The organism is Rhodococcus sp. NPDC127593, assembly GCF_042671975.1.
In the GTDB taxonomy this organism is placed as follows: domain Bacteria; phylum Actinomycetota; class Actinomycetes; order Mycobacteriales; family Mycobacteriaceae; genus Rhodococcus_F.
In genome coordinates this window covers 55,212-80,441 of record NZ_JBHXWI010000009.1, presented here as the reverse complement: position 1 = coordinate 80,441, position 25,230 = coordinate 55,212, and the positions used below count along the sequence as shown (strand labels likewise).

37 protein-coding genes are annotated in these 25,230 nt (G+C 65.8%); 5 read left to right on the top strand and 32 right to left on the bottom strand.

Annotated elements, in window-relative coordinates:
* Positions 1-214 precede the first annotated feature (214 nt).
* Positions 215-652 (top strand): D-aminoacyl-tRNA deacylase, encoded by a 438-nt coding sequence (dtd, locus tag ACFVJ3_RS10325; protein WP_378451966.1) that lies wholly within the window; start codon positions 215-217, stop codon positions 650-652.
* Positions 653-676: 24 nt separating this feature from the next.
* Here dtd and map read toward each other — a convergent pair whose 3' ends face one another.
* From map to rpsJ, 24 genes are all read right to left on the bottom strand, one after another.
* Positions 677-1,471: a type I methionyl aminopeptidase gene (map, locus tag ACFVJ3_RS10320; protein ID WP_378451965.1), complete on the bottom strand. Its 795-nt coding sequence runs from the start codon at positions 1,469-1,471 to the stop codon at positions 677-679.
* A complete protein-coding gene (locus tag ACFVJ3_RS10315) occupies positions 1,471-2,016 on the bottom strand; it encodes an adenylate kinase (protein ID WP_009479373.1) in 546 nt (181 codons plus the stop codon). Before ACFVJ3_RS10315 ends, map begins: the two co-directional genes overlap by 1 nt.
* Positions 2,013-3,326, bottom strand: a complete 1,314-nt coding sequence (gene secY, locus ACFVJ3_RS10310; protein WP_378451964.1) for a preprotein translocase subunit SecY — start codon at positions 3,324-3,326, stop codon at positions 2,013-2,015. The genes ACFVJ3_RS10315 and secY overlap by 4 nt, the downstream gene beginning before the upstream one ends.
* Positions 3,327-3,517: 191 nt before the next feature.
* Positions 3,518-3,961 carry a 50S ribosomal protein L15 gene (gene rplO, locus ACFVJ3_RS10305; RefSeq protein ID WP_378451963.1) on the bottom strand — a complete coding sequence of 148 codons (444 nt, stop codon included), beginning with the start codon at positions 3,959-3,961 and terminating at the stop codon, positions 3,518-3,520.
* 2 nt (positions 3,962-3,963) lie between these two features.
* On the bottom strand, positions 3,964-4,143 hold the full coding sequence (gene rpmD, locus ACFVJ3_RS10300; protein WP_378417741.1) for a 50S ribosomal protein L30: 180 nt from the start codon (positions 4,141-4,143) through the stop codon (positions 3,964-3,966).
* Complete coding sequence (rpsE, locus tag ACFVJ3_RS10295; protein WP_280782636.1) at positions 4,143-4,799, bottom strand: 30S ribosomal protein S5; 657 nt, start codon at positions 4,797-4,799, stop codon at positions 4,143-4,145. The genes rpmD and rpsE overlap by 1 nt, the downstream gene beginning before the upstream one ends.
* Positions 4,800-4,830: 31 nt before the next feature.
* Complete coding sequence (gene rplR, locus ACFVJ3_RS10290; RefSeq protein ID WP_072945701.1) at positions 4,831-5,238, bottom strand: 50S ribosomal protein L18; 408 nt, start codon at positions 5,236-5,238, stop codon at positions 4,831-4,833.
* A 1-nt stretch (position 5,239) separates the two neighbouring features.
* On the bottom strand, positions 5,240-5,779 hold the full coding sequence (gene rplF, locus ACFVJ3_RS10285) for a 50S ribosomal protein L6 (RefSeq protein ID WP_378451962.1): 540 nt from the start codon (positions 5,777-5,779) through the stop codon (positions 5,240-5,242).
* A 14-nt stretch (positions 5,780-5,793) separates the two neighbouring features.
* Complete coding sequence (gene rpsH / locus ACFVJ3_RS10280; protein ID WP_005239657.1) at positions 5,794-6,192, bottom strand: 30S ribosomal protein S8; 399 nt, start codon at positions 6,190-6,192, stop codon at positions 5,794-5,796.
* A 151-nt stretch (positions 6,193-6,343) separates the two neighbouring features.
* Positions 6,344-6,529 (bottom strand): type Z 30S ribosomal protein S14, encoded by a 186-nt coding sequence (locus ACFVJ3_RS10275; protein WP_005239644.1) that lies wholly within the window; start codon positions 6,527-6,529, stop codon positions 6,344-6,346.
* 4 nt (positions 6,530-6,533) lie between these two features.
* Complete coding sequence (gene rplE, locus ACFVJ3_RS10270) at positions 6,534-7,100, bottom strand: 50S ribosomal protein L5 (RefSeq protein WP_005239642.1); 567 nt, start codon at positions 7,098-7,100, stop codon at positions 6,534-6,536.
* A gap of 1 nt (position 7,101) precedes the next feature.
* A complete protein-coding gene (rplX, locus tag ACFVJ3_RS10265; RefSeq protein ID WP_005239640.1) occupies positions 7,102-7,419 on the bottom strand; it encodes a 50S ribosomal protein L24 in 318 nt (105 codons plus the stop codon).
* A complete protein-coding gene (gene rplN / locus ACFVJ3_RS10260) occupies positions 7,419-7,787 on the bottom strand; it encodes a 50S ribosomal protein L14 (RefSeq protein ID WP_005239639.1) in 369 nt (122 codons plus the stop codon). Before rplN ends, rplX begins: the two co-directional genes overlap by 1 nt.
* A 170-nt stretch (positions 7,788-7,957) precedes the next feature.
* Positions 7,958-8,239: a 30S ribosomal protein S17 gene (gene rpsQ / locus ACFVJ3_RS10255; RefSeq protein ID WP_005239638.1), complete on the bottom strand. Its 282-nt coding sequence runs from the start codon at positions 8,237-8,239 to the stop codon at positions 7,958-7,960.
* Entirely contained in the window at positions 8,236-8,472 is a 237-nt protein-coding gene (gene rpmC, locus ACFVJ3_RS10250) for a 50S ribosomal protein L29 (RefSeq protein ID WP_005239637.1), read from the bottom strand. The genes rpsQ and rpmC overlap by 4 nt, the downstream gene beginning before the upstream one ends.
* Entirely contained in the window at positions 8,472-8,888 is a 417-nt protein-coding gene (gene rplP, locus ACFVJ3_RS10245; RefSeq protein ID WP_005239636.1) for a 50S ribosomal protein L16, read from the bottom strand. Before rplP ends, rpmC begins: the two co-directional genes overlap by 1 nt.
* Positions 8,889-8,891: 3 nt before the next feature.
* Positions 8,892-9,698 carry a 30S ribosomal protein S3 gene (rpsC, locus tag ACFVJ3_RS10240; protein ID WP_005239635.1) on the bottom strand — a complete coding sequence of 269 codons (807 nt, stop codon included), beginning with the start codon at positions 9,696-9,698 and terminating at the stop codon, positions 8,892-8,894.
* The gene (gene rplV, locus ACFVJ3_RS10235) at positions 9,698-10,102 is read right to left on the bottom strand and encodes a 50S ribosomal protein L22 (RefSeq protein ID WP_005239634.1); all 405 of its coding nucleotides are present in this window, start codon (positions 10,100-10,102) and stop codon (positions 9,698-9,700) included. The genes rpsC and rplV overlap by 1 nt, the downstream gene beginning before the upstream one ends.
* Entirely contained in the window at positions 10,099-10,380 is a 282-nt protein-coding gene (gene rpsS, locus ACFVJ3_RS10230; RefSeq protein WP_003940820.1) for a 30S ribosomal protein S19, read from the bottom strand. The genes rplV and rpsS overlap by 4 nt, the downstream gene beginning before the upstream one ends.
* A gap of 13 nt (positions 10,381-10,393) precedes the next feature.
* Positions 10,394-11,230 (bottom strand): 50S ribosomal protein L2, encoded by an 837-nt coding sequence (gene rplB / locus ACFVJ3_RS10225; protein WP_005239633.1) that lies wholly within the window; start codon positions 11,228-11,230, stop codon positions 10,394-10,396.
* Positions 11,231-11,271: 41 nt separating this feature from the next.
* Positions 11,272-11,577, bottom strand: coding sequence for a 50S ribosomal protein L23 (gene rplW / locus ACFVJ3_RS10220; protein WP_005239632.1), 306 nt, complete (start codon positions 11,575-11,577; stop codon positions 11,272-11,274).
* A complete protein-coding gene (rplD, locus tag ACFVJ3_RS10215) occupies positions 11,574-12,263 on the bottom strand; it encodes a 50S ribosomal protein L4 (protein ID WP_378451961.1) in 690 nt (229 codons plus the stop codon). The genes rplW and rplD overlap by 4 nt, the downstream gene beginning before the upstream one ends.
* Positions 12,260-12,916 (bottom strand): 50S ribosomal protein L3, encoded by a 657-nt coding sequence (gene rplC, locus ACFVJ3_RS10210; protein ID WP_009479366.1) that lies wholly within the window; start codon positions 12,914-12,916, stop codon positions 12,260-12,262. Before rplC ends, rplD begins: the two co-directional genes overlap by 4 nt.
* Before the next feature lie 20 nt (positions 12,917-12,936).
* Entirely contained in the window at positions 12,937-13,242 is a 306-nt protein-coding gene (rpsJ, locus tag ACFVJ3_RS10205; protein ID WP_003938093.1) for a 30S ribosomal protein S10, read from the bottom strand.
* A gap of 466 nt (positions 13,243-13,708) precedes the next feature.
* On the opposite strand from rpsJ, the gene ACFVJ3_RS10200 reads away from it, so the two are divergent.
* From ACFVJ3_RS10200 to ACFVJ3_RS10185, 4 genes are all read left to right on the top strand, one after another.
* Complete coding sequence (locus ACFVJ3_RS10200; RefSeq protein WP_378451960.1) at positions 13,709-14,185, top strand: hotdog fold domain-containing protein; 477 nt, start codon at positions 13,709-13,711, stop codon at positions 14,183-14,185.
* 288 nt (positions 14,186-14,473) lie between these two features.
* The gene (locus ACFVJ3_RS10195; RefSeq protein WP_378451959.1) at positions 14,474-15,442 is read left to right on the top strand and encodes an ATP-binding cassette domain-containing protein; all 969 of its coding nucleotides are present in this window, start codon (positions 14,474-14,476) and stop codon (positions 15,440-15,442) included.
* Positions 15,439-16,254 (top strand): ABC transporter permease, encoded by an 816-nt coding sequence (locus tag ACFVJ3_RS10190; protein WP_378451958.1) that lies wholly within the window; start codon positions 15,439-15,441, stop codon positions 16,252-16,254. The genes ACFVJ3_RS10195 and ACFVJ3_RS10190 overlap by 4 nt, the downstream gene beginning before the upstream one ends.
* Positions 16,251-17,099, top strand: coding sequence for an ABC transporter permease (locus ACFVJ3_RS10185; RefSeq protein ID WP_378451957.1), 849 nt, complete (start codon positions 16,251-16,253; stop codon positions 17,097-17,099). Before ACFVJ3_RS10190 ends, ACFVJ3_RS10185 begins: the two co-directional genes overlap by 4 nt.
* Before the next feature lie 8 nt (positions 17,100-17,107).
* Here ACFVJ3_RS10185 and ACFVJ3_RS10180 read toward each other — a convergent pair whose 3' ends face one another.
* From ACFVJ3_RS10180 to ACFVJ3_RS10145, 8 genes are read right to left on the bottom strand one after another with little or no spacing between them, the layout of a single operon-like run.
* Positions 17,108-18,295 carry an MlaD family protein gene (locus tag ACFVJ3_RS10180; RefSeq protein ID WP_378451956.1) on the bottom strand — a complete coding sequence of 396 codons (1,188 nt, stop codon included), beginning with the start codon at positions 18,293-18,295 and terminating at the stop codon, positions 17,108-17,110.
* A complete protein-coding gene (locus tag ACFVJ3_RS10175) occupies positions 18,292-19,329 on the bottom strand; it encodes an MCE family protein (protein ID WP_378451955.1) in 1,038 nt (345 codons plus the stop codon). Before ACFVJ3_RS10175 ends, ACFVJ3_RS10180 begins: the two co-directional genes overlap by 4 nt.
* Before the next feature lie 8 nt (positions 19,330-19,337).
* Complete coding sequence (locus tag ACFVJ3_RS10170) at positions 19,338-20,429, bottom strand: MCE family protein (RefSeq protein WP_378451954.1); 1,092 nt, start codon at positions 20,427-20,429, stop codon at positions 19,338-19,340.
* Complete coding sequence (locus ACFVJ3_RS10165) at positions 20,426-21,466, bottom strand: MCE family protein (RefSeq protein WP_378451953.1); 1,041 nt, start codon at positions 21,464-21,466, stop codon at positions 20,426-20,428. The genes ACFVJ3_RS10170 and ACFVJ3_RS10165 overlap by 4 nt, the downstream gene beginning before the upstream one ends.
* Positions 21,463-22,479, bottom strand: coding sequence for an MCE family protein (locus ACFVJ3_RS10160; protein WP_378451952.1), 1,017 nt, complete (start codon positions 22,477-22,479; stop codon positions 21,463-21,465). The genes ACFVJ3_RS10165 and ACFVJ3_RS10160 overlap by 4 nt, the downstream gene beginning before the upstream one ends.
* On the bottom strand, positions 22,476-23,528 hold the full coding sequence (locus ACFVJ3_RS10155) for an MCE family protein (RefSeq protein ID WP_378451951.1): 1,053 nt from the start codon (positions 23,526-23,528) through the stop codon (positions 22,476-22,478). The genes ACFVJ3_RS10160 and ACFVJ3_RS10155 overlap by 4 nt, the downstream gene beginning before the upstream one ends.
* Entirely contained in the window at positions 23,528-24,388 is an 861-nt protein-coding gene (locus ACFVJ3_RS10150; protein ID WP_378451950.1) for an MlaE family ABC transporter permease, read from the bottom strand. Before ACFVJ3_RS10150 ends, ACFVJ3_RS10155 begins: the two co-directional genes overlap by 1 nt.
* Positions 24,388-25,197, bottom strand: a complete 810-nt coding sequence (locus ACFVJ3_RS10145) for an MlaE family ABC transporter permease (RefSeq protein ID WP_378451949.1) — start codon at positions 25,195-25,197, stop codon at positions 24,388-24,390. Before ACFVJ3_RS10145 ends, ACFVJ3_RS10150 begins: the two co-directional genes overlap by 1 nt.
* Positions 25,198-25,230 lie beyond the last annotated feature (33 nt).

The window sequence follows — 25,230 nt, the reverse complement described above, 5'->3', positions numbered from 1 at the left end:
CCGTGGCGCCCGATGGGTTCTTCGCCGGCCGAAACATGAACAATCCGGACCGAATCCGGCACTGGGCACGCAAACAACCGGCACGCATAGCGCACCGTTGATCCATGTTACGGGAAATTGCTCACCAGGCCAAATGCGGTCCCTGGCGGACCCGCCCGCCCGCGAGAATTCGACTTCCGAGACCCCACCTGCCACGACTCGAAGGATGGTGTGCGTGCGCGCCCTGGTACAGCGAGTGACGTCCGCGTCGGTCCGCGTCGACGGCGACGAGGTCGGACGGATCACTCCCCCGGCCGGCGGCCACGGGCTGCTCGTCCTGGTCGGTGTCACCCATACGGACGACGAGGCGAAGGCGGCTCTGCTCGCGAAGAAGGTGTGGACCATGCGCATCCTGGAGAACGAACAGTCGGCGTCCGACCTCGATGCCCCGGTGCTCGTCGCCAGTCAGTTCACGCTCATGGCGGACACCCGCCGGGGCCGGCGCCCGTCCTGGTCCGCCGCGGCGCCGAGGCCGGTGGCGGAACCACTGGTGGACGAGTTCACCAGCGCCCTACGCGAGCTGGGCGCGACCGTCGAGACCGGCGTGTTCGGCGAACACATGGAGATCAGCCTCGTCAACGACGGCCCGGTGACGCTGCTGATCGACGTGTAGGCCCGTACCCGAAGGCGGCGGCTACTACGGACGCAGGGTGAGGATGCGCGGCCCGTCCTCGGTGACGGCGACCGTGTGCTCCCAGTGCGCGGCACGGGTGCCGTCGGTGGTGACGACGGTCCAATCGTCCTCGAGGACAACGGTATCCGTGGTGCCGAGGGTCAGCATCGGTTCGATCGCCAGAACGGAGCCAACCACTAGTTGCGGCCCCTTGCCCGGAGCGCCCTCGTTGGCGAGGAACGGTTCCATGTGCATTTCCCGGCCGATGCCGTGACCGCCGTAGCCGTCGACGATGCCGTACTTGCGGTCGTGCGCGACCTCGGCGGCGCGGGTGCCGAGCTCGATGGCGTGGGAGATGTCGGTGAGGCGGTTGCCGGGAAGCATTGCCGCGATCCCCGCCTCCATGGACAGCCGAGTGGCCTCGCTGAGCTGCTGGTCCGCTTCGATGATGTCTCCGACACCGAAGGTCCACGCAGAGTCGCCGTGCCAGCCGTCGAGAATGGCGCCGCAGTCGATGGAGACGAGGTCTCCCTCGGCGAGAATGTCTTCCGCCGAGGGAATCCCGTGCACCACACGATCGTTCACGGACGAACAGATCGATCCACTGAACCCGTGGTAGCCCTTGAACGACGGCACGGCGCCGGCGTCGCGGATCACCGATTCCGCCACTTCGTCGAGTTCGAGCGTGCTCACACCCGGCTTCGCCGCCTCGCGGACCGCCACCAGAGCCGCACCGACGATGGCACCGGCGGCCGCCATCGCGTCGAGCTCGCCGGCGGTCCGGAACGGAACGACCTTGCGCTTACGCCCGAAGCCCATTACTTACCCAGCGCTGCCAGTGCGCGAGCGTTGACCTCGTCGACCTCGCCCAGGGCGTCGACGGTCACCAGCTGGTCCTTGTAGTAGTCCAGCAGCGGCGCGGTCTCCTCGCGGTACACCCGGAGGCGGTTGCGGATGACGTCTTCCTTGTCGTCGGCGCGGCCACGGGCCAGCATCCGCTCGACCACGACGTCCTCGTCGACGATGAAGGACAGCACTGCGTCGAGCTTGGTGTTCAGCTCGGCGAGGATCGCCTCGAGCGCCTGAGCCTGGTCGACGGTCCGGGGGAAGCCGTCCAGGAGGAATCCGTTGGCCGCGTCCGGTTCGCCGACGCGGGCCTTCACCATGTTGTTGGTGATCTCGCTGGGAACCAGGTCGCCGGCGTCCAGGTACTTCTTCGCCTCGAGGCCGAGAGGGGTGGCCTGGCCGATGTTCGCGCGGAACAGATCGCCCGTGGAGATGTGGGGGACGCCGAGCTTCTCGGACAGAATCGCGGCCTGGGTGCCCTTGCCTGCACCGGGAGGACCAAGGAGGACAAGTCTCACTTGAGGAACCCTTCGTAGTTACGTTGCATCAATTGACTTTCGATCTGCTTGACCGTGTCCAGGGCGACGCTGACGAGAATCAGCACAGCCGCACCACCGAAGATGCTGCTGGAGGTCTGGCTTCCGGACAGGAAGAAGTGGGGCAGAACCGCGATCAGGCCGAGGTAGATCGAGCCGGGAACGGTGATGCGGTTGAGCACGTAATTCAGGTAGTCCGCGGTGGGGCGACCCGGGCGGATACCGGGGATGAAGCCGCCGAACTTCTTCATCTCGTCGGCGCGCTCTTCCGGATTGAACGTGATCGCGACGTAGAAGAACACGAAGAACACGATCAGCGCGAAGTAGATGACGATGTACACCGGGTTGTTCGGATTTACCAGGTACTCGTTGATGATCCGCTGCCACCAACTGGGGTCGGCGGATGACGTGGCACCGGTGAGCTGTGCGATGAGGTTCGGCAGATACAGCAGCGACGACGCGAAGATGACCGGGATGATGCCGGCCTGGTTGACCTTGAGCGGCAGGTACGTCGACGAACCGCCGTACATCTTGCGGCCGACCATGCGCTTGGCGTACTGCACGGGAATGCGCCGCTGCCCCTGTTCGACGAAGACGACGCCGGCGATGATGGCGAGTGCCGCGACGCAGATGATCGCGAAGATCAGTCCCCCGCGGCTGTCCAGGATGGCCTTGCCCTCGGACGGCAGGCGGGACGCGATACCCGAGAAGATCAGCAGCGACATGCCGTTACCGACGCCGCGCTCGGTGATGACCTCACCGAACCACATGACGAGCGCAGCGCCGGCCGTCATCACCAGCACGATGATCACGAGACCGAAGATGCTCTTGTCGGCGATGATCTCTTCCTCGCAGCCCTGCAACAGCTGGCCACGCGAGGCGAGCGCCACGATGCCGGTGGCCTGCAGGATCGCCAGGGCGACCGACAGATAGCGCGTGTACTGCGTCATCTTCGCCTGGCCGGACTGGCCTTCCTTCCGGAGTTCCTCGAACTTCGGGATGACGACCGTCAACAGCTGGACGATGATGCTGGCCGTGATGTACGGCATGATGCCGATCGCGAACACGGACAGCTGGAGCAGTGCGCCGCCGGAGAACAGGTTGATCAGCGAGTAGATACCCGCGGAATCGCCGCCCGACAGCTGATCGACACAGGATCGGACGTTGGCGTAGTCGACGCCCGGCGACGGAATCACGGCGCCGATGCGATAAAGCGCGACGAGACCAAGCGCGATGAGGATCTTCCGCCTCAGGTCCGGGGTCCTGAGGGCCGAGACGAAGGCGGAAAGCAAAGATCCTCCTGGCACGACGGTGGGGAGACGAAGTCGAAAGCAGACTTGTCCGTGAATGAACTCTAGAACTCTAACAGTGGCAACTGAACGCGCAGTTGGGAGACCTGCGGCAGTGCTGCCCGTACAGCCGCAAATGGCCGCAGTACAGCGCGAGGCTGTACTGCGGCCATCTACTGGCTAGCGGTGATAGCTCACAGCTCGGTGGTCGTACCACCGGCAGCAGCGATCTTCTCCTTGGCGGAGCCGGTGAACTTGTCGACCGTCACCTGGACGGCGACAGTCAGATCGCCGTCACCGAGAACCTTGACGAGCTGGTTCTTGCGAACGGCACCCTTCGCAACGAGGTCCTCGACCGTGATCTGTCCACCCTCGGGGAACAGACGGGCGATGTCGCCGACGTTGACGACCTGGTACTCCGTGCGGAACGGGTTGGTGAAGCCCTTGAGCTTGGGCAGACGCATGTGCAGCGGCATCTGTCCACCCTCGAAGGCTGCGGGCACGTTCTTGCGGGCCTTGGTGCCCTTCGTGCCGCGACCGGCGGTCTTGCCGCGCTTGCCGCCTTCACCACGACCGACACGAATCTTGTTGGACTTGGCTCCGGGTGCGGGGCGCAGGTGATGCAATTTGATGGTCATGGTTAGACCTCCTCAACTGTGACGAGGTGGCGCACCACATTGATCAGACCGCGGTTCTGTGCGTTGTCCTCACGAACAACAGTCTGACGAATGCCCTTCAGGCCCAGCGTGCGCAGAGAGTTCTTCTGGTTCTGCTTGGTACCGATGGTGCTCTTGATCTGAGTGACCTTGAGGTCGGCCATTACTTCACGCTCCCAGCCTGTGCGCGTGCACGCAGCATGCCGGCGGGAGCCACGTCTTCGAGGGCGAGACCGCGGCGAGCCGCAACTTCCTCGGGACGCTGCAGGCCCTTGAGCGCAGCAACGGTCGCATGCACGACATTGATGGCGTTGTCGCTACCGAGCGACTTCGACAGGATGTCGTGGATACCGGCGCACTCCAGCACCGCACGCACCGCGCCACCGGCGATCACACCGGTACCTGCGCTGGCCGGACGCAGCATGACGACGCCCGCTGCGGCCTCACCCTGAATCGGGTGCGTGATGGTGCCACCGATCATCGGAACGCGGAAGAAGCTCTTGCGAGCCTCCTCGACACCCTTCTGGATGGCCGCAGGAACTTCCTTGGCCTTGCCGTAGCCGACGCCGACCAGTCCGTTGCCGTCGCCCACGATCACCAGAGCGGTGAAGCTGAAGCGACGACCACCCTTGACGACCTTCGACACGCGGTTGATTGTGACCACGCGCTCGATGTGGTTCGACTTCTCGGCCGACTGTCCGCCGCGACGATCGTCGCGACCGCCACCACGACGGTCGCCGCCGCCGCGGTTGTCCCCCGTGTTGGGGCCATTCTGTCCGGCGGGTCCGCTTCCGCCGTCACGCCTCTGACGTCCCGGCATCAGGCTGTCCTTCCGTTCGAAATGATGGTCATCAGAACTTCAACCCGCCTTCGCGAGCTGCGTCCGCCAAGGCCGCGATGCGACCGTGGTAGCCGTGTCCGCCGTGGTCGAAGACCACGGTCTCGACGCCGGCAGCCTTCGCGCGCTCGGCGATCAGCTGACCGACCTTTGCACTGAGGGCCTTCTTGTCGCCGTCCGCGGCCCGCACGTCGGCCTCGGTGGTCGACGCCGCGGCCAGGGTGTGGCCTGCGAGGTCGTCCACGAGCTGGACGTGGATGTGGCGCGAGGACCGGTTGACGACCAAGCGGGGACGCTCGGGCGTGCCGGAGACCTTCTTGCGGAGACGGAAGTGACGACGCACCTTCGACAGGCGACGCTTCGTGGACGCATCCTTGCCGAGCGGAACCCGCTTGGCTTTCTGGTTTGCAGTCTGGCTCATATCACTTACCCGTCTTTCCGACCTTGCGGCGGATCTGCTCACCCTCGTAACGCACGCCCTTGCCCTTGTACGGGTCCGGACGACGGAGACGGCGGATGTTGGCCGAGATCTGCCCGACCTGCTGCTTGTCGATGCCCGACACCGAGAACTTGGTGGGCGACTCGACCGCGAAGGTGATGCCTTCCGGAGCCTCGATCGGGACCGGGTGGCTGTAGCCGAGTGCGAACTCGAGGTCCTTGCCCTTGAGAGCCACGCGGTAACCGACGCCGTGGATCTCCATCTTGGTGGTGTAACCGTCGGTGACACCGGTGATGAGGTTCTGTACCAGGGTGCGAGACAGACCGTGCAGCGCGCGGCTACGACGCTCGTCGTCCGGACGGGTCACGCTGAGCGTGCCGTCGTCGTTCTTCGCAATGGCAATCGGCTCGGAGATCGTCAGGGCCAGCGAGCCCTTGGGGCCCTTGACCGTGACGGCCTGGCCGTCGATCGAGACGTCGACGCCGCCGGGGACGGTGACGGGAATCTTTCCAATACGCGACATTGTGGTGGCCTCCCTTACCAGACGTAGGCGAGGACTTCCCCGCCCACTCCTTGATTGGCCGCCTGGCGATCGGTGAGCAGGCCGGTGGACGTGGAAATGATCGCCACGCCGAGGCCGCCCAGAACCTTGGGCAGGTTGGTGGACTTCGCGTACACACGCAGACCGGGCTTGGAGACGCGGCGCACGCCGGCAAGGCTGCGCTCACGGCTCGGGCCGTACTTCAGGTCGACGATGAGGGTCTTGCCCACCTCGGCGTCTTCGGTGCGGTAGTCGGCGATGTAACCCTCGCGCTTGAGGATCTCGGCGATGTTCGCCTTGATCTTCGAGTGGGGCAACTTCACCTCATCGTGGTACGCCGTGTTGGCGTTGCGCAGACGCGTCAAGAAGTCTGCGATGGGGTCGGTCATGGTCATGAGGTTGACCTCTACCTTTCTCACAACGGTTCCCTCTGCCGTCTCCGGCGCAGGCCTATCGCGAAGTAGGTCTTACGTTTCCCGGTCCGAGGTTACGAACCGGAAGTCTGTGGGTGACGCCGCCGCCGAGGAGGCAGGCAGCGTCACCGGCTCACCAGGAGCTCTTGTGAACGCCGGGCAGCTCGCCGGCGTGCGCCATCTCACGGACGCAGATTCGGCACAGGCCGAACTTGCGGAACACCGAGTGCGGACGGCCGCAGCGCTGGCAGCGGGTGTAGGCGCGCACCGCGAACTTGGGCTTCTTGTTGGCCTTGTTGACCAATGCCTTCTTAGCCATTAGCTCAGTTCTCCTTGAACGGGAAGCCGAGGTGCTTCAGCAGGGCACGGCCTTCTTCGTTGTTGGTCGCGGTGGTCACCACGGTGATGTCCATGCCGCGCGGGCGGTCGATCTTGTCCACGTCGATCTCGTGGAACATCGACTGCTCGTTCAGGCCGAACGTGTAGTTGCCGTTGCCGTCGAACTGGTTGCCCGACAGGCCGCGGAAGTCCCTGATGCGGGGAAGCGCGACGGACACGAGACGGTCCAGGAACTCCCACATGCGGTCGCCACGCAGCGTGACGCGGGCACCGATCGGCATTCCCTCGCGAAGCTTGAACTGCGCGATGGACTTGCGTGCCTTGCGGATCTCGGGCTTCTGACCGGTGATCAGAGCGAGATCGTTGACGGCACCGTTGATCAGCTTGGCGTCGCGCGCGGCGTCGCCGACACCCATGTTGACGACGACCTTGACGACGCCGGGGATCTGCATCACGTTGGCGTAGTCGAACTCGGTGTTCAGCGCAGCCTTGATCTCCTCGCGGTAGCGAGTCTTCAGGCGCGGCTGGATCTTGTTCTCAGTGGAGGTCATGTCAGATGTCCTTCCCGTTCTTCCGGGAAATCCGAACGCGCTTGCCGGACTCTTCGTCGGTCCGGTAGCCCACGCGAGTGGGGTTGCCGTCCGAGTCGACGACCGCGACGTTGGAAACGTGGATCGGGGCTTCCTGCGTGACGATGCCGCCGGAGGAAGCTCCGCGCTCGTTCGCGGAAACCGCGGTGTGCTTCTTGATGCGGTTCACGCCTTCGACGAGGACCTTGTTGGTCGCGGGGTAGGCCTGGATGACCTTGCCCTTCGCGCCCTTGTCCTTGCCGGCGATGACCAGCACGGTGTCACCCTTGTGCACCTTCATCACAGCACCTCCGGGGCGAGCGAGACGATCTTCATGAACTTCTTCTCACGCAGCTCACGGCCGACGGGGCCGAAGATGCGGGTGCCACGGGGATCGTTGTCCGGCTTGATGAGGACGGCGGCGTTCTCGTCGAACTTGATGTACGACCCGTCCGGACGGCGACGTTCCTTGGTGGTACGGACGATGACGGCCTTGACGACCTCGCCCTTCTTGATGTTTCCACCCGGGATGGCGTCCTTGACGGTGGCGACGATGATGTCACCGATCCCGGCGTAGCGGCGAGACGAACCACCGAGAACGCGGATGCAGAGAATCTCCTTGGCACCCGTGTTGTCGGCGACGCGCAGCCGCGACTCCTGCTGAATCACTTACTTCTCCTTGACCTGGACTGTTGCACGGCAGATTTCCGACCCGACGTGCGCGGTCTGTACCCGTGCCCTGCGAGAGGGGCCGCCCGGGTGGGCGGCACAACGGTGGGGTTGCCGTGCGTCTGCCGCAAGGCAACCCCACCATCGTACTGGATACATTATTCGGATTCTTACTTGGCCTTCTCGAGGACCTCGACGAGACGCCAGTGCTTGGTCGCGGACAGCGGACGGGTCTCCATCAGCTGCACGCGGTCACCGATGCCTGCGACGCCGTTCTCGTCGTGCGCCTTCACCTTGCTGGTGCGCCGGATGATCTTGCCGTAGAGCGGGTGCTTGACCCGGTCCTCGAGCTCGACCACGATCGTCTTCTCCATTTTGTCGGAGACGACGTATCCGGTGCGGACCTTGCGGCTGCCGCGCTCTTCAGTGCTCACTGCTTTTTCCTCACTCATGCCGCGTCACCTGCGTCCGGACCAACGGCCAGCCCGAGCTCACGCTCACGCAGAACGGTGTAGATACGCGCGATCTCGTGACGAACGGTACGAAGTCGACGGTTGTTGTCCATCTGACCCGTGGCCATCTGGAAACGAAGGTTGAACAGCTCTTCCTTCGACTCACGAAGCCGGGTGACCAGCTCTTCTTCGGTGAGCTCGCGGAGCTCTGCGGCTGGGGTTCCAGTAGCCATCAGAACTGCTCCTCCCTTGTCACGATCCGGCACTTGCACGGGAGCTTGTGCATCGCGCGGCGCAGGGCCTCGCGAGCGATCTCCTCATTGGGGTAGCTCATCTCGAACATCACGCGACCGGGCTTGACGTTCGCGATCCACCACTCGGGCGAACCCTTACCGGAACCCATGCGGGTTTCGGCCGGCTTCTTGGTGAGGGGGCGATCCGGGAAGATGTTGATCCAGATCTTGCCGCCACGCTTGATGTGCCGGGTCATGGCGATACGAGCGGACTCGATCTGCCGGTTGGTGATGTAGGCCGGCTCGAGAGCCTGGATACCGTAGTCACCGAAGGTCACCTGGGTTCCACCCTTGGCGGCACCCGAACGGCTCGGATGGTGCTGCTTGCGGTGCTTGACCCGCCGTGGGATCAACATGCGTCAGCCCTCCTTCTGTTCAGTCGTAGCGGGTGCATCGGCGGTGGCGGTCGCTGCGCGGCCGGCCTCGGTGCTGGTCGCGGTGGTGCCGGTGGCACCGGAACGACGGGGACGGCTCGGACGCTCACGGCGCGGGCGGTCGCCTGCGGGAGCAGCCACGTTGGCGGCGAGCTCACGCTTGCCACCGACGATGTCGCCCTTGTAGATCCAGACCTTCACGCCGATGCGGCCGAAGGTGGTCTTGGCCTCGTAGAGGCCGTAGTCGATGTCCGCACGAAGCGTGTGCAGCGGCACACGGCCTTCGCGGTAGAACTCCGACCGGGACATCTCGGCGCCGCCGAGACGACCGGAGCACTGAACGCGGATTCCCTTGACGTTGGGCTGACGCATGGCCGACTGGATGGCCTTACGCATGGCGCGACGGAAGGCGACACGGTTCGAGAGCTGCTCGGCCACACCCTGTGCGACGAGCTGGGCCTCGGCCTCGGCGTTCTTGACCTCGAGGATGTTCAGCTGGACCTGCTTGCCGGTCAGCTTCTCGAGCTCGGAACGGATGCGATCGGCTTCGGCGCCGCGGCGGCCGATGACGATGCCCGGGCGAGCGGTGTGGATGTCCACACGCACACGGTCACGGGTGCGCTCGATCTCGACCTTCGCGATGCCCGCGCGCTCCATGCCGGTGGCGAGGAGCTTACGGATCGCGACGTCTTCCTTGACGTACTCCGCGTACTGCTTGTCTGCGTACCAGCGAGACTTCCAGTCGGTGGTGATGCCGAGGCGGAAGCCGTGCGGGTTGATTTTCTGGCCCACTACTGAGCACTTCCCTTCCGGCGATTACGGGTCGATGTTCCGGTCTTCGGCAGGCTCTCCACGATCACGGTGATGTGACTGGTGCGCTTGCGGATACGGAACGCACGTCCCTGTGCACGCGGCTGGAACCGCTTGAGGGTCGCGCCCTCGTCCACGAACGCCGTGGCAACGACAAGCGTGCTCGGGTCCAGGTCGAGGTTGTTCTCGGCGTTGGCTGCTGCGGAGGCGATCACCTTGGCGACCGGCTCGCTCGCTGCCTGCGGCGCGAACTTCAGGATGTTCAGGGCGTCTTCAACCGAACGCCCGCGGACCAGGTCCACAACACGACGCGCCTTCATCGGCGTGACGCGCACGTGGCGCGCTACTGCCTTGGCGGTCGGGTTGGCGGTTTCGGTGTTGCTCATCGCCTCTTCGCCTTCCGATCATCCTTGATGTGACCCTTGAACGTGCGGGTCGGTGCAAACTCTCCGAGCTTGTGTCCGACCATCGAGTCGGAAACGAACACGGGGACGTGCTTGCGGCCGTCGTGAACCGCAAACGTGTGGCCGATGAAGTCCGGGATGATCGTGGAACGACGGGACCAGGTCTTGATGACCTGCTTGGTTCCCTTTTCGTTCTGCACGTCCACCTTCGCGAGGAGGTGGTCATCGACGAACGGGCCCTTCTTGAGGCTGCGTGGCATCCTTCACTCCCTCCTAGCGCTTGTTCTTGCCGGTACGGCGACGACGGACAATGAGCTTGTCGCTCGCCTTGTTCTTGCGGGTGCGGCCCTCGGGCTTGCCCCACGGGCTGACCGGGTGGCGACCACCGGAGGTCTTACCCTCACCACCACCGTGCGGGTGGTCGACCGGGTTCATCACGACACCACGGACGGTCGGGCGCTTGCCCTTCCAGCGCATACGGCCGGCCTTGCCCCAGTTGATGTTCGACTGTTCGGCGTTGCCGACCTCACCGATCGAGGCGCGGCAGCGAACATCGACACGACGGATTTCGCCGGACGGCATACGCAGCGTGGCGTAGGTGCCTTCCTTACCGAGCAGCTGGATGCTGGATCCGGCCGAGCGGGCCATCTTGGCGCCGCCACCCGGGCGGAGTTCCACCGCGTGGATGGTGGTACCCGTCGGGATGTTGCGCAGGGGCAGGTTGTTGCCGGGCTTGATGTCGGCGCCTGCGCCGGACTCGACCGGAGCACCCTGAACCAGGCCCTTGGGGGCGATGATGTAGCGCTTCTCGCCGTCCGCGTAGTGCAGGAGGGCGATACGCGCGGTGCGGTTGGGGTCGTACTCGATGTGAGCGACCTTGGCCGGCACGCCGTCCTTGTCGTTGCGACGGAAATCGATCAGCCGGTAGGCGCGCTTGTGTCCGCCACCCTTGTGGCGGGTGGTGATACGACCGTGTGCGTTACGTCCACCGCGTCCGTGGAGCGGGCGAACCAGCGACTTCTCGGGGGTCGACCGAGTGATCTCGGCGAAGTCCGAGACGCTCGAGCCACGACGGCCCGGGGTAGTCGGCTTGTACTTACGGATTGCCATGAGTCTTCTCGTCCTCTATGTCTCGTCAAGTCCCGGGCGCTTTACGCGACCGGTCCTCCGAAGATCTCGATGGGCTTGCTGTCGGCCGAGAGGGTCACGAGCGCGCGCTTGGTGTCCTTGCGCTTGCCGTAACCGAACCGGGTCCGCTTGCGCTTGCCCTGACGGTTGGCGGTGTTGACGCTGGTCACGGTGACGCCGAAGATCTTCTCGACGGCAATCTTGATCTGCGTCTTGTTCGAGTCCGGGTGCACCAGGAAGGTGTAGGTGCCTTCCTCGATCAGTCCGTAGGACTTCTCGGAGATGACCGGGGCGAGCAGGATGTCGCGGGGATCGGCGATGGTGCTCACTTGCCCTCCTCCTTGTTCTCTTCCTGGGCGGTCTCGGCGGGCCCGTGGATGAACGAGTTCAGCGCCTCGACGCTGAACACGACGTCATCGCTGTTGAGCACGTCGTAGGTGTTGAGCTGGTCGGGTGCAATGGGGTGCACGCCGTCCAGGTTCTGCACGCTCTTCCAGGCCGCGATGTCCTCGCGTCCGACGACGAGCAGGACCTTCTTGCGGTCCGAGATCTCGCCGATGAAGGTGCGGGCGGACTTCGTGGACGGAGTCTGACCGGCAACCAGTTCGGTGATCACGTGGATGCGCTCGTTGCGGGCCCGGTCGGAGAGGGCTCCGCGCAGGGCGGCGGCCTTCATCTTCTTGGGGGTCCGCTGGCTGTAGTCGCGCGGCTGCGGGCCGTGGACGGTGCCACCGCCGGCGAACTGCGGCGCACGGGTCGAGCCCTGACGAGCGCGGCCGGTGCCCTTCTGGCGGTACGGCTTCTTGCCACCGCCGCGAACCTCGCCGCGGGTCTTGGTGGAGTGGGTTCCCTGACGTGCAGCAGCGAGCTGCGCGACGACAACCTGGTGGAGAAGCGCGATGTTGGCAGGCGCGTCGAAGATCTCCGCGGGGAGATCGACGGTGCCGTTGGTCTTGCCGCCGGCGACCTTGACGTCCAGCGTCAGCTTGGTCGTCGATGTCTCGGTGCTGGTCATGCTCGTGCACCACCCTTCACTGCACTCTTGACGATCACGAGGCCGCCCTTGCGGCCGGGGATCGCACCCTTGATCAGCAGCAGGCCGTTCTCGGCGTCCACCTTGTGAACGGAGAGGTTCTGCGTCGTGATGCGGTCGCTACCCATGCGGCCGGACATGCGCATGCCCTTGAACACGCGGCCCGGAGTGGCGCAACCACCGATGGAACCGGGGCGACGGTGCACGGCCTGCGCACCGTGCGATGCGCCCTGACCGGCGAAGCCGTGGCGCTTCATGGTTCCGGCGAAGCCCTTACCCTTGCTGGTTCCGGTGACGTCGACGTAGGCGCCGTCCTCGAAGACCTCGGCGGTAAGTTCCTGGCCGACCTCGTACTCCGAGGTGTCGGCAACGCGGAGCTCCACAACGTGGCGGCGCGGGGTGACGCCGGCCTTGGCGAACTGGCCGGAAGTCGGCTTGTTCACCTTGCGCGGGTCGATGGCGCCGAACGCGAGCTGCACGGCGCTGTAGCCGTCACGCTCTTCGGTACGAATCTGGGTCACGACGTTCGGTCCGGCCTTCACGACGGTGACCGGAACGACCCGGTTGTTCTCGTCGAAGACCTGGGTCATGCCGAGCTTGGTGCCCAGGATTCCCTTGATCTTGGTATCAGTCATTGTTTTTGTCTCCGCCGCGCTCACTGAATGTTCACGTCGACACTGGCCGGAAGGTCGATGCGCATGAGCGCGTCAACCGTCTTGGGCGTCGGGTCGAGAATGTCGATAAGCCGCTTGTGAGTACGCATCTCGAAGTGCTCGCGCGAGTCCTTGTACTTGTGCGGCGAACGGATGACGCAGTACACGTTCTTTTCGGTCGGCAACGGCACGGGTCCAACGACGCGGGCCCCGGTACGGGTCACCGTCTCGACGATCTTGCGCGCTGACGCGTCGATCGCCTCATGGTCGTAGGCCTTGAGCCTGATGCGGATCTTCTGTCCCGCCACGCTTAGTGTCCTTTTCTTGCCGCGTTTCGTAGTCCCACCCGAGTCGGGCCGAACTACCTCGTCTGCACAGTCCCTTACCTGGGCCGCAACTGTCCGAACGCTAGGCGACCGGGACACACCCGATCCGCTGCCGCTGTTCATCTGTCATGGTTCTCCGGTACACGCGGTCGGGCGTGTCGCCCTCCCACTCATTCTCCGACCCGGAACTTTTCAGCCATTCGGGCCGGGAACGCGCACCGGATGCACTCGAATTCGAGTGCCAGTAGGTACTGCTTCCGTCTTGCATGTGGCCGCGAGCAGGTCATTTGATCTACATCGCGACGTTTCACCCCACCTGTTTCGGGCCGCAAACGATCGCGTCCCAGACAAGGCAACCCGACCAGTATGCCGTACCGGGCGGAAGACTTCAAACCGGGCTCGATACCTCCCGCGCTCGTTCGAACTTACTATGAAGTAAGATAGGGGGATGACCACCTCGAGTCCCACGTTCGCCGCGTGGCAGAAGCTCCCCGACAACGCGCTCGGACACGCCCTCTTCTCCGTCGGCATGTGTCTGCGCGTCCCCTACTTCGGCTCAGTACTCCCCCGCGTCGTCGAGATGCGGCCGGGCCGTTGCGAAGTCCGCGCACCGAAGTGGTGGGGCGTCCGCAACCACCTGGGCACGTTCCACGCGATCGCGGCGTGCAACCTCGCCGAGGCCGCTATGGGCATGCTGTCCGAGGCGACCGTGCCGTCGACCCATCGGTGGATCCCGAAGTCGATGACGGTGGACTACCTCTCCAAGGCGAACGGAACGCTGCGCGCCGTCGCGGAACTGCCGGAGCTGCCGGACTTCGCCGCGATCACCGAGGGCACCGACGTGGTCGTGCCCGTGCGCATCTTCGACCGACAGGGAGTAGAGGTGGTACACGCCGACATCACGACGTGGGTCACGCCGCGGTAGAACGCGAAAGGCGCATGTCGAAGCTCACATTCGTTCCGGCGTTCGCGCTGGTGACCCGAATTGCCCTGTGGCACTTCCCCGGAGCCGGAACGTCGCGGCACCGCACGACCTTCCGGCCGGACGGGATCGGTTTCCGCCGTGGTCGCCGGGGTCGAAGTGGTACAAACGTCCGGGATTTATCGTGTACCTGTCTTTACGCGTTACAGAAGTTTTGCCCTCCCCTTCGTCGGGCGCGAAGGTGTTCCCCGGTCTGCCTTGATCGCCCTCTTCGCGTGACATACTCGGGACATGCCAGCACCTGACACGGCCGTTCTTGTCGAGGGAATCGAGAAATCCTTCGGTGACGTAGCAGCGTTGCGGGGTGTGAGCTTCGAGGTGCCCCGCGGCACGGTCCTGGGCATCCTGGGCCCCAACGGCGCAGGGAAGACCACCACCGTCAACGTGCTGTCGACTCTGCTGCGACCCGATGCGGGCCGCGCGTTCGTCGCCGGACACGACGTCGTCGAGGAGTCGGCGAACGTCCGTCGCAGCATCATGATGACGGGCCAGTACGCCGCCCTCGACGAGTCGCTGACCGGCCGCGAGAATCTGGTGCTCTTCGGCCGCCTGATGGGCCTGCCCAAGGCGTCCGCGAAATCGCGCGCGCAGGATCTTCTGACCCAGTTCGATCTGCTCGAAGCGGGAGACCGGAAGGTGTCCGGGTATTCCGGCGGTATGCGCCGGCGCGTCGACATCGCCTGTGGCCTGGTAATCCGCCCCGAGGTGGTGTTCCTCGACGAGCCCACCACCGGCCTCGACCCCCGCAGCCGTCAGGGCGTGTGGTCCCTCGTGTCCGCGCTGAAGCAGCAGGGCATCACGATCCTGCTGACCACGCAGTACCTCGAAGAGGCCGACCTGCTGAGCGACAACATCGTCGTCATCGACAAGGGCACCGTGATCGCCGAGGGCACGGCCGACGAACTGAAGGCCCGGACCGGCGGAAGCTACTGCGAGGTCGTCCCGGTGAGTCTCGACGACCTGCCGCGCGTCCGGGAGATCCTCACGAGCCTGTGCCCACCCGGCCGGGTCATCGAAGAAGGCACCGACCGGTTGTCGATTCCCGCCGAACACGGCGCCCAGACCCTCGCCGAGGTTCTGCGCCGCCTCGACCTCGCCGGGGTCACGCTCGCCGACATCGCCCTACGGCGCCCGTCCCTCGACGACGTCTTCCTCTCCCTCACCGGTCACGTCCGCGTCGACGAGAGCCTGCCGTCGTGACGGCGCCCGCCCAGCTCGGATTCGAGAGTGCCCTCGAGGGCAAGCACCGGCGGCCGCATCCGTCGACCGTCCAGCAGTGGATTGCGCTGTCCCAGCGGAACCTGCACACGATGTGGGTGTTCGGTCAGTTCTTCATCGCGGTGTTCGCTCCACTGATCTTCACGCTCGGTTTCTATCTGCCGCTGCGGCTGGTGATGAAGTTCCAGGGCATCGACTACGCACAGTTCGTCATGCCGATCATCGTCCTGCAGGCCATGGCGTTCACCGCGATCTCGGCGGCGCACCGCGGGGCCACCGAGGCGTCGAACGGCATGAATTCCCGGTTCCAGACAATGCCGGTCGGGGCGGCGGTCCCGCTGGCCTCGCGCATGACCGCCTCCCTCGTGCATTCGACGATCTCACTCGTCGCCGCGATCGGCTACGGATACGCGATCGGCTTCCGGTTCGCCGGCGGATTCGGGCTGACCGCGGCGTTCTGCGGGCTGGCGATGCTGATCGGGTTCACGCTCACGACGGGTGCCGACGCCCTCGGCACCCTGACCCGGAGTCCCGAGGTCACCAGTCAGGCGCTGACGCTCCCCCAGCTGATCCTCGGCATGTTCTCGTCCGGTTTCGTTCCGGTGACGCAGTTCCCGGAGTGGGCGCAGGGCTTCGTGCGGAATCAGCCCATCTCGCAGTTCTCCACGTCCATGCGTGCCATGACGGAAGGCACGATCACGTTCCAGCAGCTGACACCCACGCTGTTGTGGTGCGGAGGGCTGGCGCTGGTCTTCATTCCGTTGTCGATCTGGTCGAATGTGAGGCGCGGATGACCACCGAGTACCGATCCGACACACCGGCGACGGTGACATTCCCCGAGGTGCTCGAACCCCACCCGGAGAATTCCCTCGCCGCGCTCTTCTCGCACAGTCTGCTGCAGACCAGACGACTTCTGCTCCGCTGGGCGCGCGACCCGTACACCATGCTGCAGGCGATCGTGTACCCGTCGTTGATGTTGCTGATGTTCTGGGCGGTGCTCGGGATCTCGATCACCAAGGCCACCGGGGTCAACAGCGTCTTCGGGACCGTTCCGATGATCACGCTCGTCGGCGCGATGTTCGGATCCATCGCGGGCGGTCTGTCGCTGAAGAAGGAATGGGCGGACGGGCTCCTGAGCCGGTTCTGGGTGCTGCCCGTCCACCGCGCGTCGGGCCTGCTCAGCCGTCTCATGGCCGAATCCGTGCGGATCATGCTCACCACGGTGCTGATCATCGCCGTCGGTTTCGCCATCGGGTTCCGGTTCGATCAGGGCATTCTCGCCGGTATCGCATTGATGCTCCTGCCGCTGCTGTTCGGGGTGAGTTTCGCGACGATGGTGACCGCCCTCGCCGTCAACGCGGCGAAGGCGCCGCTCGTCGAACTCCTCTCCCTGCTGTGCACTCTCCTGCTGTTCTTCAACTCGGGATTCGTACCCACCGGCGCCTACCCCACCTGGCTTCAGCCGTTCGTGGAGAACCAGCCGATGTCGTGCGCGATCGACGCGATGAAGGGACTGTCGATGGGCGGACCCGTCGCGGAACCACTGCTCAAGACCGTCGCGTGGTCGCTCGCCGGGCTGCTGATCTTCACCTACCCGGCGGTGCGCGGCTATCGCCGGGCCGCGGGCAACCCGGCATAGAACTGCTCCTAGCGCGGGGTGTGCCCTGTCAGTGGGGGCTCGATCACCAGCGGATCGTCCGCGGCCGGGGGTCCATAGACGCCGCCGTTCCTCGTCGCGTTCTCCTGACCCAGGTCGTCCGGACGTGGAACGTTCACGGCGCCCCGCTGCTCCAGGTACTGCTGCGACTGACACGTCCAGTCCAGAGCGGGCTGACTCGGTTCCGCGTCGGTCACCAGACGACGCGGGGCGTCGTACACGCACATCGGCCCCTGCGTTCCGACCAAGAGAAGGTCGGCGAGTCCACCCTTCTCGATCGACGCGATCTTCGACAGCGCGCCGGGCATGATCGTCAGGCCGTAGTCGAGGGAGGGTGTGCGGTCACCGACGATCCGGGTGGGGAGAACCAGATTTGCCATCAAGGCGCTCAGTGAGTCCTGATTTCCCGACAGCAACGAGTCCAGGCTCGCCATCGTCTGGGGCGAGCGCACGAGCAGGTCGACGAGCGCGGAGTCGTGGGCCCGCAATTGCTCGAGGACGCTTCGGGCGGTACTCGCCGATTCCGGCAGAGCGGCGGTGAGGCCGTCCGCCGTGTCCAGGAGCGGCATGCCCTTGTTCACGATGGTCGACAGTGCGTCGGTGCGGGTTTCGAGTGTCCGGGCGATCTCGGCGGAACCGTCGAGCAGGTTCTGCAGGTCGGGTCCCGTGCCCCCGAAGGCGGTGCCGAACGTGTCGGCCAGCGAGGACAGTGCGGTGACGTCCATCGAGTTCACGAGGTCCGTGGTCTCGACGAGGGTCGCGTTGAGCGATCGCGGGATTCCCTTCTCCGGAACCTCGACGACGCCTCCGTCCGCGAGGTACGGCGGGTCCGCGCCGTCGGGCATGATGTCGAGCGCCTGGATGCCGATCGCGTTCTCGGTGGTGATCTTCGCGGTCGAACCGGCCGGCACCTGCGTACCGGGATGCAGTTCGATGCCGAGGACGACGCCCGTCCCTTCGGGGTTCACGTCGACGGAGCTGATCGTGCCCACTCCGACGCCGCGATAATTGACGGACGCTCCCTGGGCGAGGCCGGCGGCGTGGTCGAGCCGGGCACTCAGGTGAATGGGACTTCCGAACGTGTCCGGGCCGGTGACGTACCGCAGCCCGAACAACATCGCGGCGATCGAGATCACGAGGAACAGGACCAGCTGCGCCACGACGTGACGTGTCATCATCGGACGCCTCCGCCGAGTACCTCGGGCAGTGTGCGGGCTTCCGGCACCTCGAGCGGAGCCGATCCGGTGAGCAGCTTGGCGATGACCGCGGTGACGTCGAACGTTCCGTCGAACGTCGTGTAATCGCCGGGTGTGGCCGCGGCGAATCCACCGAGGAACGTCGCCACCGAATTCAATGTCGGCGCGAGTTGTGACTCGAACCCGTCGAGTGCCGTGAGCACGGCCCCCGCGTCGCTGATCTCGGCCGACAATTCGGATCCGGCGCTGCCGAGGACGTGTTGCGCCTCGCGGCTGAGACGGGACGCCTCTCCCATCAGCGCGATGATCTGATCTCGTTGCGACACCAGGAGATCCACCGCCGGCGCCAGGCCGGTCATCGCCCGGTCGAGGATCGGTTGCCCGGCAGCGAGTTCCGCCGCGAAGGCATTGGACGCCACCATCGCCCGGTCGAGTTCGTCCCGATGGTCGTCGACGACCCCCAGCGAGTCGTTCAGCATGTCCACCAGTTCCCGGACCTTGTCCGAGCGGCCCGTGAAGGCGACGGTCAATTCGTTCATGATGGCGTGCATCTGATCGATGCCGCTGCCGTTCAGCACGGTGGCCAGCGCCGCCAGCCCACTCTCGATGTCGGGACCGCGCGAGGTCCGGTCCAGTGGAATGGTGTCGCCCTCGCTCATCGGCACGCCCGTCGCGTCCCCGACGTCGAGTCGGACGAAGGGATTGCCGAGGGCGGTGGGCAATTCGATCCGGGCGGTCGCATCCCGCGGTATCGGGACGTCGTCGCGGATCCGCATCTCGATGTGAGCGGTGAAGTCCCGGGTCGACACGTCCGAGACGCGGCCCACCACTTCCTGACCCACTCGGACCTCGGCGCCCGGGACGACGCGATCGACTCCGTCGAACTGCGCAGAGATCTGATACGACGGACCGTCCGGCGAACGGCCCACCGACAGTTCCTGCAGGCTCAGCGAACACCCTGCGACCGGCAGCGCGACACCGACGATCAGCGCCGCCGTCAGCGACTTCGTTCTCATCCGGATCGTCATCGTCCTCCGACCATGAGTTCGCGCAGCCCGAACGGGTCGGACATGCTGGGCGGAAACTGAATCGGGTTGGTGATTCCCGCTCCGCGGCAGAGGATCGGATCGACTACCGCGCAGAGCGGGGACGTCGGCTCGGCCTGCGCCAGGTTCGTGGAGATGTTCAGCCGGATACGGGCACGCTGGTCCGGGGTGACCGCACGCTGGATGTTGTCGATCAGCAAGGGCACCAGATCCATGATCTCGGCGAGGTCGGTGTCGTGCCTCTGCAGCACTTCGCTCACTCCGGCGAGGTTGTCGATGCCGGCGGCGACGTCGCCGCCCCGGGCGGACACGAGTTGGTCGATCTGGTTCAGGAGCGCGGACAACTGGTTCACCGTGTCGCCGATCGCGAACTGCTGGCCGGCGAACTCGTCCCCGATCGCGGTGAGCGAACCGGCGAGTGAATCGACCTGCGCCTGACGCGACGAGATCGTGTTCACGAGCACCTCGAGGTTGTCGACAAGCGCGCCGACGTCCGCGCTGTTGCCTGCGATCACCGAACTCACCTGCGACAGTGTGCGGATGGCGTCGTTCATCGCGGGACCGAGGCCGTCCGTGGACGCGGCGGCAGCGGAGATCGCGGCGCCGGCGTCGCCTCCGTTCGGGCCGAGCGCCTTGACGACGGTGTCGACGCTGTCCATCAGCTGGTCCCAGGTGATGGGCGAATGACTACGTTCGGGTGGAATGGTCTGCCCACTCTCGAACACCGGGCCGCCGGTGTACGCGGGACCGAGTTCGACGAAGCGCTCACCGATCGCGGACGTCACCAGCACGTACGCGTTCACGCCCGCGGGGAGCACGACGTCCGACGCGACGGACATCGTGAGCATCACGGTCGCGCCCCTCGGCTCGACCGCCTCGACGGTGCCGACCGGGACCCCGAGCACCGAGACCTTGGTGCCGGGGAACACGCCGTTGACGTAGGCGAATTCGGAATGCACAACGGTGGACGACGTGCGGAAGATCAGCAGCCAGCCGGCCACGACGATCGCCACCACGAGGGCGAGCACGCCACCGATCCCGGCGGCCCTGCGCGCGACGCCCGCGTTCACGAGCACCCCGTGATCAGCCCGACGACGCAGAGCAGGTTGTCGGCGATGACTGCCGACGGCGCCGAGACGTCAGCCCAGTCGCCGGTCCCGGTCGCGTTCACGAGTGCCCTCGCGGCCGGCGCACCCGTGGTCAGGAGCGCGTCGAGGTTCGCGAGGTTGGCCTGCAGCCGGTCCGTCACCTGTCTCGCGTTGGCGAGCAGTGAATCCAGCTCGGCGGTGTTCTCGCCCAGGAACTGGGATGCCTGTGCGACGAGCGCCTGGAGATCGTCGACCATCTGGCGGATGGCCGCACGCCGGGTGGCGAGCGTGTTCATCACGACGTCCGCGTTACCGAGCAGGGTGGCGAGCTGATCCTGCTGACCGACCAGCACGTCCGTGAGTGTCCGCGAGCTGTCGAGCAGTTGCGTGACCTGATCGGCGTTCTTCGCCAGGATCGCGGACGCCGCACTCACACCCGCCAGTGCCTCCCGGTTCAGGTTCGCGTCCTGCGGCAACGTGTCCGTCACGACAGCGAGCATCTTCTGTAGTCCCCCGAGGTCGAGTTCGTCCGCCGTCTCGATCGCGGACGACCCGATGTCGTCGAGCGAGTACGGAACGCTGGTGCGGCGGAGTGGGATCACCCCGTCGTCCCCCAGATCTCCCGGCCCCGACGGCGCGACGTCCAGATATCGCTTGCCCAGGATGGTCGACAGCTTCACTCCCGCGGACGTCGTCGATCCGAGGTGACGCTCACCGTCGAGCCGGAAGTGCACGACCACGTGATCGCCTGCCAGGTCCACTGCGGTCACCCGGCCGGCGGGGACGCCCGCCACGTACACGTAGTCCGAATCGGTCAGGCCCGCAGCGTTCGCGAGTTCGGCCGTGTAGCCGTCCGTCCGGACGGCGAAGCTCACCCGCGGGATCACCAGAACAAGCGCGAGCGCCAGCGTTGCCGCGAGAACTCCTGCGATCCCGACGATCAGCGGGTTGACCGGCCGCACTCGCTGATTTCCGGCCAGCGAGTCCCAGACGTCGCGCACCTTCTCGGTGACACTCATTGGCAGTACCTCGAATGCAGGTCGGGACCGAGGACGCCTTCGCGACCGTCGACGTTGACGATGAAGGTGCACAGGTAGATGTTGAGCCACGAGCCGTACGAGCCCGAGCGGTCGACGGACGAGAAGAATTCCGGCATGGCCACCATCAGGTGATCGAATTCCGGGTTGGCGCCCAGCATTGCCCCCGTCAGTGACTGGAGCTGTTCCACGGTGCGGCTGAGCTCCGGGACGCGGCCGTCCACCATCTGCAGCGCCGACCGGCTCACCGCCGCACTCTGATCGAGGGTGTCCATGAGAACCTCGTTGTTCTCGGCGAGCATTCCGGTGAATTGGGTGAGGCGCTCGACGAGGTGGGACAGCTCGGGACCCCGCGCCGCCGCCGTTCCCACCACCACCTCGAGGTTTCGGATGAGATCGCCGATCAGCTGATCGTGATTCGCCAGGTTGCCGGTGACGTCCGCCACCCTGCGCAGCAGAGTTTCCATGCTCGTTTTCCTGCCGTCGAACACGGCGACAACTTCGGTGGCGAGTGCGTTGACCTGTTTCGGGTCGATGGCGTCGAACAGTGGCTTGAATCCGTTGAAGAGACTGGTGAGATCGAGTGCGGGGGACGTTCGGTCGAGCGGAATCGTGTCGCCATCCCCGAGCGTGCCCTCGCCCGACGGCCCGGGCGCGAGATCGAGATACCGGACCCCGAGCAGGTCGCCGTATCGGATGGCGACGGTGGTGTCGGCGGGAAGTTCCTGATCGCGCTGCACCTCGAAGTCCACCAGGGCGGTGGCACTCCCGGCGTCGCCATCGACGATGTCGATCGAATCGACACGTCCCACCCGCACACCGGCAATGGTGACGTCGCTGCCGGGGGTGACGCCCTGGGCGTCGGTGAACAACGCCTTGTACGTGACGGTCTTCCCCTCGACCGGCACCCGCAGAGTGTTCACCACGAGCACTGCCGAGAGGATGCCGAGGACTGCGAAGACCACCAGTTTGATTGCCGAGTTCCGGACGCTCATCCTCCGCCACCTCCCCCGCAGTTCGGTCCCTCCATGCCGGGATACTGCGGGCAGTCGGCCGACGTGTAGGGCCGCGGATTGGACAGGTCCGCGGCGACGCGGACCGCGAACTTGCCGGTGGAGAATACGGCGGCGCCGGCCTCGCCGAACGGGCCTGCCTCGTCGAGGGTGGCCCGCAGCAGATCGGACTTGCCGGCCAGGGTGCCCAGGGTCGGCGAGACGTTCAGGGCCACCGCGATCATGTTGTCCGCGTTCTGTTCCAGGACGTCGCCGGAGTTCCTCGACACGACGAGCGAGGCGGCGAGGAAACCGGTGAAGCTGTCGGTGTTCTCGACGAGGGTGTTCGACAGAGACACCGCGGCGTCCAAGGTGGCGAGGACGTCCGGTGCGGCCGCGGCCAGTTGCTCACTGATCCGGGCGATCTGCGGCGCCCGCTCCGCGACCGAATCCACGAGTGGCGCGGTCGACGTCGCGACCGTGTGGAGGCTGTCGATGGTGTGCCCCAGCTGCTCGCCGCGGCCGCGCAGCGCGTCGGCGACGGCGCTGAGTGCGGCCTGCATCTGCTCGGGCTTCACCCGCGACAGCATGTCGTAGACCTTCGAGTACAGGTCGTACATCTGGACGGTCTCGGCCGAGGTGTCGGGTTGCAGCCGCGCGCCGGCCTCGAGTCGGGCGCCGCCGGTTCCGGCGGTCGACACCAGCTCGACGGTCTGGTCGCCGAACAGCGTGCGGGGCACGACCCGCACCTGGACAGATGCCGGGATGTGACGCATCTGTTCCGGGCGGAGACTGATGTCCATGCCGGTCTCGTTCATTCCAGGGTCGACACTCGACACGGTTCCGACGGTCGCCCCCCTGTAGGACACCGTGGTGTGCGACTTCACTGCACCGGCGTCGGCCGGAAGCGACGCTGTCACCACCGGATCGGTGACGATCGCACCGGTGCCGAAACCGACCAGCAATGCCGATCCCAGGATCAGGACCGCCACTCCGATCACCCCCCGCACGGCGAGTGCGCCGTTGCCCGGACCACCCGGCCGGCCGCGCATCACGGCAACCCCAGGGCGGGAGCGGACGGGACGAGACCCCACAGCGAGAGCGTCAGCAGCAGATCGACGATGCCGATGGCGAGGATGCTGGTCCGCAACGCGCGTCCGGCCGCCCGGCCGACGCCCTCGGGCCCGCCGTACGCGTGGTACCCGTACGAGCAGTGGACGAGCGCGATGATCGTCGCGAACACAACGGCTTTGACGAACGAGTACACGACGTCGGTGGGGGTGAGCATGAGATGGAAGTAGTAGTCGTAGGTTCCGGCCGACTGCCCGCTGAACGTGACGATCACGAGCCGCGAAGCCAGGTACGACGACAGCAGGCCGACGACGTACAAGGGGACCACACAGATCAGGCACGAGACGAGCCGGGTGCTCGCGAGGAACGGCAGCGACCGGATCGCCATCGCATCCAGCGCACTGATCTCCTCCGAGATGCGCATGGCGCCGAGCTGGGCGGTGAACCCGGTTCCGACCTTCGCCGCGAGCGCGATGCTCGCGATCACGGGCGCCAGTTCGCGGGTGTTGAGGATCGCCGACAGAAGTCCGGACAGGGATCCCATGCCGAGCAGGTCCAGTCCGCGCAACCCCTCGATGCCCACCTGCGTCGCGGCGACGGCGGACATCGCGAAGACGACACCGATCGCGCCGCCACCGGCGAGCAGCGTGGCACCGCCGAAACTGATGTCGCCGATCTGACGCATGATGTGCCGCCAGTACTTCACGACCGCGAGGGGAACTCCGGCGATCACGCTGCCGTAGAACGTGAATTCCCGGCCCAGCCCCGTCATCAGGTCGAGGGGCTGGCGGGCCCGGGCCCGCACCCAGTGCACGGCGGGCCATCTGGTGCTCACGACCATCAGTAACCACCTACCGGGACGACGAGAACGGAATAGAGCTGACTGAGCACGGTGTTGACGATGAAGACCAGAATGAAGGCCAGGACCACGGCCTCGTTGACGGCGTCGGCGACACCGCTGGGCCCGCCCTTGGCGTGCAGCCCCTTGAAACTGGCGACGAGCGCCGACGTCACCGCGAACGCCATCGATTTGACGAGGGCGACCACGAAATCCGACAACCGCGTGTACTGGGACAGCGCGGTGAGAAAGCTTCCCGCCGAACTGTTCTGGACGATCACCTGGAAGAGGAAACAGGCCGACACTCCGACGGCGGTGACCATCGCGCAGAGTGCGACGCCGACAAGCACCGCCGCGAGCACTCGCGGGACCACGAGCCGCTCGATCACGTTGAGCCCGAGGACCTCCATGGCCTCGACCTCTTCGCGGATCGTCCGCGAACCGAGGTCGGCGCAGATCGCGGACCCTCCGACCCCGGCCAGCATCAGCGCGCAGACCAGGGCGGACGCCTGCCCGACGATCACGAACCCCACGACCGCCCCGGTGTACCCCTCGGCGCCGAGCTGACCGGCGAGGCTACCGATCGTGACGGCGATGAGGACTCCGATGGGGATCATCAACAGCAACGCGGGCGCCGACGTGACCGACGCGATCCGCCAGGCCTGGTCCAGCAGTTCGCGCCAGGCCAGCTTGCGCCGCACCAGAACTCGCACCGCGGCCACCGTAGTCGCGATCGAGAATCCGATGAGTGCGCCGACTTCGTTGGCGAAGTGACTCACGGGCCCTTTGGCGGGTGGCAACTCGAATGTCACGCGGTCCTCCCCCGGTGCCGGTCACCGCCGAGC